We start from the raw sequence: 10,779 nt of genomic DNA, 5'->3' as shown, positions 1-10,779 counted from the left end.
CGGTCGAGGCGGGGCTGCGCGCGTGCGGGCTGGCGCGGCGGGCGGGTCGGCTCGATGTGGCGGCGCGGCACCTGGCGGCGGCGCAGACGCTCGCGGCCGGGGCGGAGGATGTTGAGCAAGCGCTGGGGTTGGGGCTCGAGGCGCTGGCGCTGGCGGCCGTCGCTGGCGGGCGTGAGAGCTTCGCGGCGGCCAGCGCCGCGTTGGCCCGGTTGCCGGGTCCCGAGGCGCTGGTGGCCGCGGGGCGGCTCGAGCTGGCGTGGCGCTACGACCAGGTGCTCGCGGCGGTCGTGCCCGCGGGCGACCGTCGCCGCGGCGCGCTCGGGTTGCGCATGCAGGGCAGCTGGGACGCGCTCATGGGCAAGGTCCCGCCGCTCGAGCGCGCGGCGGTGCGGGCCGCGCTGTACGCAGAGGCCGGCGAGCGCGGGCGCGGTGCGGTGAGCGGGGCGAGGCGGGGTGAGGCGAGTGACGTGGAGGGTGGCGCGCTGCGGGCTGGCGGGCGTGGTGGGGTGGGGCGGAGCGAGGACATTGCAGACGCAGGGCCCGGGGCCCGGCAGGAGCGAGACATGGCCGAGGCGCAGGATGACGCGGTTGCGGGGGAGTCGGCGCGTGGCGGCGAGCCGCTGGCGGGGTTGGCGGATGTCCTTGGGGACATGTCCGAAGCGCCAGCCGAGGCGCCGCGGGGGAGCGAGCGGCACGAGCGATTGATCCGGATCTACCGCCGCCTCGCCCGTGAGGACGACCTGCGGCGGCTGCTGGCGCAGGTCGTCGACGCGGTGATGGACCTGTGCGACGCGGAGCGCGGAGCGGTGGTCGTGGTGGTGGGCAGCGAGCGCCTCGAGGTGGCGCGCGAGCTGGCGGGCAGCGCCGGGGTGGCCTTCTCGCGCTCGATCATCGAGCGTGTGCTCGAACAAGGGGCGCCGGTGCTGAGCGTCGACGCGGTGGCCGACGACCGCTTCGACGGGTCGCGATCGATCAGCCACCTGAACCTGCGCAGCGTGCTGGCCGTGCCGCTGCTGCACCGCGGGGAGGCGATCGGGGCGGTGTACGTCGATCATCGGCTGCGCCGCGGGGCCTGGGGCGAGGCGGATCTGGTGCTGGTGGAGGAGTTCGCGGAGCTGGCGGCGCTGGCGATCGCCCACGCGCGGACGCTGGCGGAGCAGCGGGCGCAGGCCGAGGCTCTCGCGGCGCAGGGGCGGGAGCTGGCGCGCTTGCTCGAGGAGCGCGAGCTCGAGGTGCGGGGGCTGCGAGAGGCCGCGCGCACGCCGGAGCGTCGCAGCTACCGCGGCATGGTCGGCGGGACGGCGGCGATGCAGGCCGTGTTCCGGTTGATCGATCGCCTGGCCGACAGCGACGTGTCGGTGGTGATCTACGGCGAGAGCGGGACCGGGAAGGAGCTGGTGGCGCGGGCGATCCACGACGCGGGGGCGCGCAAGGGTCGGCCCTTCGTGGCCGAGAATTGTGGGGCGATCCCCGAGTCGCTGCTCGAGAGCGTGCTGTTCGGGCACGCGAAGGGGGCGTTCACCGGGGCGCATCGGGCCACGCCAGGGCTGTTCGAGGCCGCCGACGGGGGCACGATCTTCCTCGACGAGATCGGCGAGATGAGCCCGGGCATGCAGACCAAGCTGCTGCGCGTGCTGCAGGAGGGCGAGCTGCGGCGCGTGGGCGACACGGCGACGCGGAAGATCGAGGTGCGGGTGATCGCGGCGAGCAACCGCGACCTCGAGGCGATGGTCGCGGCCGGGCAGTTTCGCAAGGACCTCCTCTATCGCATCCGCGTGGTGAAGATCGACCTGCCGCCGCTTCGCAGTCGGCCCGACGATCTGACGCCGCTGGTCGAGCACTTCCTGGCGCGCTTCGACAAGCAGCGGCGCCTGACGGTCAGCGCGGCGGCGATGCGGGCGCTGGCGCGTTACGCCTGGCCGGGCAACATCCGCGAGCTCGAGAACGAGGTGCAGCGGTGGGTCGCGCTGGTCGAGGCCAGGGTGGAGTTGGCCGACCTGTCGCCGGCGATCGTCGAGACGAGGGCGGGTGGGGGGAGCGACCCCGACGACCTGCGCCTGCGGCCGCGGCTCGAGCGTCTCGAGCGTGAGTTGATCGAGCGGGCGATGGCGGCGGCGCAGGGCAACCAGACGCGGGCAGCGACGGTGCTCGGGCTGTCGCGCTTCGGCTTGCAGAAGAAGCTGCGGCGCCTGGCCGAGGGCGGGCCGCTGACGGAGGAGGAGGAGGTCTGAGGCCACGGCTCGGGGCTCGTGGGCGCCAACCGTGTTGGCGATCACCCCAGGTGCACGCCACCGCGGTTGTCGAGGCTCGCGGTGGGGAGACGGACTCGCTGGGTAATTTCCCGGTCTGAATTTTGCTTAGACTGGGGTGCCCCGCCAGAACGACGCCACGGTCCGTGCGTACCGAAAGCTCCATCATGCCTCGCCTCGCCGCTGCCAGTCTCGCTGCGCTGTACATGGCCCTTGGGACAGGTTGCAACGACCACCCGATCGGCAACTTCGACGATGGTCCGCAGATCGAGCGGCACGGGATCTCGGTGCCGGTGCCGCCGCCGAGCCTCAAGCTCGCGCCGGTGCAGCGGGTCGACATCGACGGGCAACTCGGCGTCCACGACCCGGAGCCGGGGACGGTGGTGTACCTGCTCGACGCTTACCGCGAGCCCGGTGCCTTCGTCGACGCCGAGGCCGACGGCAGCTTCCGCTTCGAGGGCATCGAGGTCGACCTGACGAAGAACTGCCTCGAGCTGTGGTCGGAGGAGCCGGGGGCGTACGGTGCGATGAGCGTGCACTCGTTCTTCACCGCCAGCATCGACACGGACGACCAGAGCGTGGTGACCACGCAGTTCTTCAGCGGCTGCCAGGGCTGACCGACGGCGAACGCCGGCGGGTGCGGCGATGGCGGGGCTGACAAACGCGAACGCCGGCGGGTGCCGGCGGGTGTGGCCCTGGGGGCCCAACGAAGGCGGGGCGACTACTTCTTCTTGGCGCCGGTCTTCAGCTCGGAGCGCTTGGCCTTCGGCGGGAAGTAGAAGGTCACGCCGAGGGACATCATCACGTTGTGGTTCCAGTTGCGGTCGCTCTTGTCGACCGTGGGCGGAACCTCGGTGGTGGTGCTGTTGAGGCCGGCGATGTTGTTCAGGGACATGATGTCCTGGACATCGACGTTGATGGCGGCGAAGTCGGCGAGGAAGATGTGGATGCCGCCGCCGAAGCTCGGGCCCACCTTGATGCCGGTGTCGGCCTTGACCGGGTGCAGGAAGCACTCGCGGTTGACCTCGCTGGTCGGGTCTCCCGAGGTGCGGCAGTAGGTGCCGTCCTTCTTGGAGGCGTCAGTGACGTTCAGGTTGCCGAGCGCTTCGGTGGTGCTCTTCGAATCCTTGTAGTGCTTCTGCCAGTTGGACAGGCCGAGGCCGCCGAACAGGTAGAGGTCGTACTCGGTGAAGATGCCCGAGAACAGGCCCAGCTTGCCGCTGAAGGGCGTGAACACCACGTCGAGCGAGGCCAGGAACTGGTTGCGGGTGAGGCCGGCCTTGAAGTCCTGCTGCAGCGGCGCGGGGTTGTTGAAGTCGTTCGGGCTGCGGACCGGCGCGAGGGTGTTGTTCCCAGGCGTCATCGGGTCGATGCCGACCGGCAGGCCGCCCTCGGCGTTGAGGCCGCGAAGCAGCTTGGCATCCTTGTTGATGATGCCCATCGCAAACATGCCCCTGATCCCGATCCAGTCGGTGAAATCGAAGTGCAGCTTGCCGCCGACGTAGCCCTTGTGGACGAAGGGCTGCGAGATGCTCATGCCGACGAAGGGGGTGATGCCGACGCGGAGCTTACGCAGCTCGAGCTTGCGGACCACCACCGGCTTGCCCTCGAGCGGGCTCTTGCGCTTGGCCTGAGCGGTGTCCGGGAGCAGCATGACAGCGGCGAGGGTGGCCGCCAAAACAGTGAGCGTTCGAATCCTATGCATGTCGAGGGCTCTCACCGGCGGGTGGTGTACTGGAAGGAGGTGGGGAAGTAGAAGCTAACGCCGAGGAAGAACACGACGTTGAAGGCGAGCTTCTTCTCGGCGTTGCTCTTCGCAACGTCCTTGTCGTCGAGGTTGGCCATCGACACGGGGCCGGGGCCGCGGCCCACGGGCTCGAGCTTGTCCTGATAGATCCAGGTGCGGACGCCGAAGTTGACCGAGATCCAGTCGGTCTTCGGGCCGTAGAAGCGGGCGCCGAGCGCGAAGTTGCCCTGGCCGGTGACGGTGCGGAAGGGCTCGTGGAGCGCCTCGTAGCGCGGGATCACCTGGGTCTGGACGGCGCCGCCGCCGGCCTGGATGAACGACTCCCAGTGCAGCAGGGCCCGGTTGAACACCGCGATCTTGCCGTAGAAGGGGTTGTAGAGGACGTTCAGGCTCGCCTGCCACAACACCTTGTTGGCGGTGAGGAGCACGCCCTCCTGGAAGCGGATGTTGTTGTAGCGGGAGGTCTTGTTGCCGATGAAGCCGGTACCGGTGAGGCCGACCGCGAGGCGGTTGGTGATCCAGTAGTTGAGCTCGGCGCCGATGGCGATGTGGCGGACGAAGGGGTCGTTGACCGAGATGCCGACGTTCGGGCTGAACTCGAAGCGCTTCTTCTTGAGGAAGCGCTGGCGCTGGACCACCGTGATGAACGCCTTGTCGGCCTTCAGCTGGTTGAGTTCGCTGTCCTTGCTGACCTTGCCACCTTCGCCGGGAGGGGGCTCGCCGCCCTTCGGCTTTTCGTCGGCGAAGAGGTCGCCTCCGGACGCAGCGGCGCCGGCGTCACCGCCCGCTGCCGGCTTGTCGCCCGCCGCGGGCTTGGCCGGCGTATCGCCTTCGGCCTCGTCCAGGACGATGTCTTCGTCCTCGCCCGCTGGCTTGGTTGGAGCTGGGGGAGCCGCCGGGGCGGCATGTGCAGAGGCAGGGATTGCCCAGGCTGTAGCGAACAGTACAGCCGAGCCGGTCAAGAATCGTCGCATGCTCACCTCAAGGTCTACGGGCACTGGAGTCGCTCTGGGGTAGCTAGGGGGAGGGAGAGCTTCAGGAGCCCCCGCGCTGGGGCGAGGCACGTACCGTTCGTCGGTCCCTTGCAGGACATCAGGCGGTAGCGGTGTCGGACGGTATCACAGCGAACCACTAGGTAACAACAGGACAAGCGGCACTCGCCAACAACTTTGCGGTGGAGCAAAAACACGCATGGATCGCGGGTCTGGGGGTGCTTGGGGGCGCTTCGAGCGGCTCGTGGCCGTGTGCTCGCGGGGAGGCATCACGCGGGGGAGCGGGTCGTGAGGGGGAAGGGACGCTGTCCTGGCGGCGGTCCTGCGGCGGCGATCTCCTGCGGCGTGGGGGATGCGATCGCGGTGACGCGGCGGGGTGCGTGTACACGGCTGCGGGGGGCGGGCGAAACTGCGTGCATAATGCGGTTTATGGCCGGAAAACCCCGTGTGTGGCCGATCTGCACCTGGCCCTTGCGACCTGTCCCGAAGGCCAGCGATGGGCCAGCGATCGGGTCAGCGGTCCGGCGGCTGGCAGACCGGGCGTGGCGAGTGCGCTGTTCCTCGCTATCAGGCGGCTGGGTTGTCGGTGGCGCCATCGCTTGCGAAGAGTGCGTCGCAGAAGGCGTCGGCGTCGAAGGGGCGGAGGTCGGCGACGGCCTCGCCGATGCCGATGAAGCGGACCGGGATGCGCAGCTCGTCGACCACGCCGAGGACCACGCCGCCCTTGGCGGTGCCGTCGAGCTTGGTCAGGACCAGGCCGCTGAAGTCCATCGTCTCCTTGAAGAGGGTGGCCTGGGCGAGGGCGTTCTGGCCGATGGTGGCGTCGAGGACGAGGAAGGTGTCGTGGGGGCCGCGGATCTCCGACTCGGGGCGGCCGTGGGCCTTGGCGAGGGCCTTGGCGCAGGCGCGGCGGATCTTCTGCAGCTCGTCCATCAGCTCCTTCTTGGTGTGGAGCCGGCCGGCGGTGTCGCAGAGGACGACGTCGAAGCCCTCGCGGTGGCCGCGGAGGATGCCCTCGAAGATCACGGCGGAGGGGTCGGCGTTGTCCTTGCCCTGGTGGATGGCGCAGCCGACCCGGCGCGACCAGATCTCCAGCTGCTCGCCGGCGGCGGCGCGGAAGGTGTCGCCGGCGACCAGCAGGACCTTGCGACCGGCGGCCTCGTGGAGGGCGGCGAGCTTGCCGAGGGTGGTCGTCTTGCCGACGCCGTTGACGCCGATCATGAGGAGGACGTAAGGGCCGGGGTTGGGCGAGTAGTCGAGGGGGGCCGCGGGTTGGTGGAGGATCTCCCGGGCCTCGCGGCGGATGACGGCCCAGACCTGCTCGGCGTCGGCGACCTGGCTGCGGTCGAGCAGGGCGGTGACCTGGTCGAGCAGCTTCTGGGCCGTCTTGGCGCCGATGTCGGCGGTGAACAGGACCTCCTCGATCTCCTCCTTGAGCTGGCTGCTGACGCGGGGCTTGCCGCGGAACAGGCTGGCGAGGCGGGCGACGAAGCCGCCGCGGGTGCGGGCCAGGCCGTGCTCGTAGCGGCGGCGCTCGGCGAGGCGGGCGGCGTCGACCGGGCTCGCGGCGGGCAGGGCGGGCTTGTCCTGCGGGAGCGGGACGCTGGACTCGCTGGCGGGGGTCGTTGATGCGATCGGGCGCGCGGGCCGTTCGCGGGGCCGCTCGTTTGCCTCGGGGAGCTCCTTGGCGACGGGGGGGGCGGGCAGGGCGGGGCGAGTGCGGCGGTAGAGGACGACGGCCCCGCCGGCGAGCAGGAGCACGCCGAGGGTCACCAGGATGACGAGCAGTTCGAGGGACATCGTCGCGGCCCTCCTCGTAGCACACGCGGCGCCCGGGGGGCACGCGAGATCTCGGGCGATCTCCGGGATGGGGGGCGCGGCGGGCCTCGGGTCGCTGTGGATAAGTCGCCGGAGTGGCCGATCGGTGGGGCCTTTGGGGCAGATCTCGCGGTGGCTTCGGGGGCATTCTCCAAACCCGCGGCAGGTGCTATCCGGTGGGCGTTTAGCGATGCGGATCAAGAAGATCGAGCTCAGCGGCTTCAAGTCCTTCGCCGACCGCGAAGTGGTGCACATCGACGACCACGTGACGGCGGTGATCGGGCCGAACGGCTGCGGCAAGTCGAACATCGTCGACGCGATGCGCTGGTGTCTGGGCGAGCAGCGGGCCAAGCACCTGCGCGGCAGCGGGATGGCCGACGTGATCTTCGCCGGCTGCAGCGTGCGCGGGCCGGGCAACGCGGCCGAGGTGACGCTGACCTTCGAGAACGCGGGCAACGTGCCGCTGGCGTACCTCAACTACGCAGAGATCGCGGTGACGCGCCGGCTGCTGCGCGACGGGACCAGCGAGTACCTGATCAACAAGGTGAACTGCCGCCTGCGCGACGTGCAGGAGCTGATGACGGGGACCGGCGCGGGCACCCGCGGCTACTCGATCATCGAGCAGGGCCAGGTCGGTCGCATCGTCAGCAGCAAGCCGGAGGAGCGCCGCTACATCATCGACGAGGCGGCCGGCATCACCCGCTTCAAGGCGCAGAAGCAGGCCGCCGAGGTGAAGATCGGGCAGACCCAGCAGAACCTGCTGCGGGTGCGCGACGTGCTCGGCGAGCTCGAGGGGCGGCTCGGCAACCTGCGGCGCCAGGCCCAGAAGGCCGAGCGCTACAAGCGGTACCGCAGCGAGCTGCGCGGGCTCGATCTGTGGATGGCGAGCCACCGCTACCTCGAGCTGACGATGGCGGCGCGGGTGCTCGAGGCGCGGCGGGTCGACCTCAGCGAGCAGGCCCTGGCGCTGCGCGGGGCCCTGGCGGCGCAGGAGGCCCGCGGCGAGGCGGCCCGGCTGGCGGCGACGCAGGCGGAGCAGGAGCTGGGCGAGCGCCAGCAGCAGGTGTTCGACCTCGAGAACCGGGTGCGCCTGGCCGAGACGGAGGAGCAGTACCGTCGGCGCGAGCAGGAGCAGCTGCGGGTGAGCGCGACGCAGGCGCGGGCGGAGGCGGGGGTGCTGACGCGCAGTCTGGAGGCGCTGGAGCAGGAGCTCGCGCAGGTGCAGGCGCAGCACGAGGACGTGCTGGCGGGCGGGGACGAGGGGCACGCGGACGCGGCGGAGCGGCTGCAGGAGGAGCACGACTCGCTGGTCGCGCGGCTGCGCGGTGAGAGCTCGGAGCACGAGCGGCGGCGGGGCGAGCTGTCGCGCCTGCAGTCGCGCGAGGCCAGCGTGGCGGCGCAGCTGGGGGCGCGGGCGGAGGGGCTCGTGGAGCTCGAGCAGCGGCTGCAGGGGCTGGCGGCGGAGATCGAGCTGCAGCAGATCCAGGCCGAGCGCGACCAGAGTGATCTCGAGGTCGGGCTGGCGGCGCGCGACGTGGCGGCCGAGCGGGTGACCGAGCTCGGCCAGCGGCGCGGGGTGATCGATCGCGAGAAGACGGAGCTCAAGCAGCGGGTGCGGGCGTCGGAGGCGGCCCTCGACGCGGCCCGCGGCGAGCTGCAGAAGCTGCGCTCGCGGGCCCAGTCGCTCGAGGAGATCCAGGCGCGCTACCGAGGTTGCGCGAGCGGGGTGCAGCTGATCATGCAGCACCGCGAGCAGCTCGGGGTGCTGGGGATCCTCGCGGATCAGCTGAGCGCGCCGGCGCGGCTCGAGGCGGCGCTGTCGTCGGTGCTCGGCGATCGATTGCAGGGGGTGCTGGTGGCCGCGCCGCAGGGCGGGGCCAGCGGGGTGGCGCTGCTGAAGCAGAAGCAGGAGGGGCGGACCAGCTTCCTGCCGCGCGCGGCCCGGGCTCCGCAATTGGCTTCCGGGTTGGCGAGCGGGCTGGGGACGGGGCTGGCTTTGGGGACAGGTGCTTCGGGACCGGTCGCGGAGGACATGTCGCAAGGGACAGGCGGCGGGCTGGCGATCTCGCTGGCCGAGCGCTCGGCGCTGGGTGCCCCGCCGGCGGGGGGGGTGCTCGGGCGGCTGCTGGATCTGATCGAGGTGCCGGCGGAGTACCTGGCGCTGGCGCAGGCGCTGCTGGCCGACACCCTGGTGGTCGAGACGCTCGACCAGGCGCTGGCGCTGTGGGAGCAGGGCCATGCCGGGCCGATGGTGACGCTCGAGGGCGACCGGGTCGAGGCTTCCGGGGTGGTGGTCGGCGGGTCGGCGAAGGGACTCGACGCGGCGCTGCTGCAGCAGAAGCGGGAGATCCGCGAGCTGCACGCGCAGATCGAGGCGGGCGCGGCGGAGCTCGAGCAGGCGCGTGGGGTTCACCACGGGCTGGTCGAGCGGCAGTCGGCGCTCGAGCACGAGCGCGAGCACAGCGAGGCGGCGCTGCTCGAGGCGGAGAAGATGAAGCTGACGCGGGCGCAGGAGGTGAGCCGCCTGCAGTCGGAGATCGTGCGGCTGGGGCAGCGGGTCGAGCAGGCGAACCGCGAGCGCGAGCGGCTGGCGCAGAGCCTGGGCAGCCGTCGCGAGGACGGGCACCGGCTCGGTGAGGAGCTCGGCGAGGCGCGGGCGCGGCTGCCGGCGCTGGAGCAGGAGTGCCGCGAGGCGGAGGGCCGCATCGAGACGCTGCGCGAGCAGCAGGCGCGGGTCGCCGAGATGTTGACGGAGGCGAGGATCGCCCTGGCCCGGTTCCAGCAGCAGCGCGACGCGCTGGCCCAGGCGCGGGCGCGGCTCGAGCGGCAGGTGGCCGGCGAGCGCGAGCGGCTGACGCGGCTGACCGAGAGCTTCGAGGCCGGCGAGGCGCGGGCGCTGGTGCTGCAGGCGGAGGCGGAGGCTGCGGGCGAGCTGCGGGCGACGCTGATGATCGAGCACCGGGCGGCGGGCGAGCTGCTGCAGGCGGCCCGCGAGGCGCACGAGGCGGCGCGGGTGGCCCAGAGCGAGGTCGACCTGGCGGTCCGCAACCTGCGGGGCAGCTTCGACGTGCAGCGCGAGCAGCTCGCGGAGGTGGAGCTCGGCTTGAAGGAGCTGCAGCTCGAGCGGACGCACCTGACGGACGACATCCGCGAGCGCCAGGACGCCGACCTGGCGCTGGTGCTGGCCGACCACCACGACCGGCCGATGGCGGGCCCGGAGGAGGTGGAGCGGCAGAAGGAGCTCAAGCGGGTGCTGGCCCGCATGGGCGAGGTGAACCTGACGGCGATCGAGGAGTTCGAGGAGGTGTCGGGGCGGGTCAACTACTTGACGACCCAGCGGGACGACCTCGAGACGGCGATCGCCCAGCTGCAGGAGGCGATCGACAAGATCAACAAGACGACGCGCGAGCGCTTCGTCGAGACGTTTAAGCAGGTCAACGACATGTTCCAGCAGGTGTTCCCGCGCCTGTTCAGCGGCGGCAAGGCGGAGCTCAAGCTGACAGATCCGTCGGACATGCTCGGGACCGGGGTCGAGATCGTTGCCCAGCCGCCGGGCAAGCAGGTCCGCAGCCTCGAGCTGCTGTCGGGCGGCGAGAAGGCGCTGACGGCGGTGTCGCTGATCTTCGCGATCTTCCTGATCAAGCCGAGCCCGTTCTGTCTGCTCGACGAGGTCGACGCGCCGCTCGACGAGGCCAACGTGGGCCGCTTCGGGGCGATGGTCGCGGAGATGGCGGAGCACACGCAGTTCATCATCATCACCCACAACAAGCGGACGATGGAGATCGCGGACCGGCTCTACGGGGTGACGATGGAGGTGAAGGGCGTGTCGAAGCTGGTGAGCGTGAACATCCGCCGCGCGGTCGAGATGGCGGTGGCGTGACGGCTGGCGCAGCGGCGCGGGCGTGAACGTGCCCCGGGCGGTCGAGAGGGCGGTGGCTTGATGGCTGGCGCGGGTGGGCGAGCTGGGTTACAC

At 71.2% G+C, this 10,779-nt stretch carries 6 protein-coding genes; 3 read left to right on the top strand and 3 right to left on the bottom strand.

The genetic code is table 11. The features are described from left to right. Nucleotides 1-2,231, top strand: a 2,231-nt coding sequence (locus tag IPJ59_RS13365) for a sigma 54-interacting transcriptional regulator (protein ID WP_293271938.1), incomplete at its 5' end; no start/stop codon positions are given. Nucleotides 2,232-2,416: 185 nt separating this feature from the next. Beyond that, on the top strand, nucleotides 2,417-2,866 hold the full coding sequence (locus tag IPJ59_RS13360) for a hypothetical protein (RefSeq protein ID WP_293260373.1): 450 nt from the start codon (nucleotides 2,417-2,419) through the stop codon (nucleotides 2,864-2,866). A 104-nt stretch (nucleotides 2,867-2,970) separates the two neighbouring features. Here the strand turns inward: IPJ59_RS13360 and IPJ59_RS13355 are convergent, their stop codons facing one another. The 3 genes from IPJ59_RS13355 to ftsY all read right to left on the bottom strand — a co-directional run bounded on the left by IPJ59_RS13355 (nucleotide 2,971) and on the right by ftsY (nucleotide 6,788). Next, nucleotides 2,971-3,903, bottom strand: a complete 933-nt coding sequence (locus IPJ59_RS13355; protein WP_293271937.1) for a porin family protein — start codon at nucleotides 3,901-3,903, stop codon at nucleotides 2,971-2,973. Nucleotides 3,904-3,965: 62 nt separating this feature from the next. Continuing rightward, nucleotides 3,966-4,970 carry an outer membrane beta-barrel domain-containing protein gene (locus tag IPJ59_RS13350; protein WP_293260379.1) on the bottom strand — a complete coding sequence of 335 codons (1,005 nt, stop codon included), beginning with the start codon at nucleotides 4,968-4,970 and terminating at the stop codon, nucleotides 3,966-3,968. Between the two features lie 585 nt (nucleotides 4,971-5,555). Continuing rightward, entirely contained in the window at nucleotides 5,556-6,788 is a 1,233-nt protein-coding gene (ftsY, locus tag IPJ59_RS13345) for a signal recognition particle-docking protein FtsY (RefSeq protein ID WP_293271935.1), read from the bottom strand. A gap of 208 nt (nucleotides 6,789-6,996) precedes the next feature. On the opposite strand from ftsY, the gene IPJ59_RS13340 reads away from it, so the two are divergent. Further along, nucleotides 6,997-10,686: a chromosome segregation protein SMC gene (locus tag IPJ59_RS13340; RefSeq protein WP_293271934.1), complete on the top strand. Its 3,690-nt coding sequence runs from the start codon at nucleotides 6,997-6,999 to the stop codon at nucleotides 10,684-10,686. The last annotated feature ends 93 nt before the right edge of the window (nucleotides 10,687-10,779 follow it).

Origin of the sequence: Nannocystis sp. (assembly GCF_016714285.1) — a bacterium.
Lineage (GTDB): Bacteria > Myxococcota_A > Polyangia > Nannocystales > Nannocystaceae > Nannocystis.
The sequence above is the reverse complement of the archived record's forward strand: the minus strand, read 5'-3'. Positions and strand labels throughout refer to the sequence as shown.

Coding starts and splice junctions, on each gene's coding strand:
- IPJ59_RS13360 (WP_293260373.1), top strand. CDS start 2,417: ATGCCTCGCCTCGCCGCTGCCAGTCTCGCTGCGCTGTACATGGCCCTT.
- IPJ59_RS13355 (WP_293271937.1), bottom strand. CDS start 3,903: ATGCTGCTCCCGGACACCGCTCAGGCCAAGCGCAAGAGCCCGCTCGAG.
- IPJ59_RS13350 (WP_293260379.1), bottom strand. CDS start 4,970: ATGCGACGATTCTTGACCGGCTCGGCTGTACTGTTCGCTACAGCCTGG.
- ftsY (WP_293271935.1), bottom strand. CDS start 6,788: ATGTCCCTCGAACTGCTCGTCATCCTGGTGACCCTCGGCGTGCTCCTG.
- IPJ59_RS13340 (WP_293271934.1), top strand. CDS start 6,997: ATGCGGATCAAGAAGATCGAGCTCAGCGGCTTCAAGTCCTTCGCCGAC.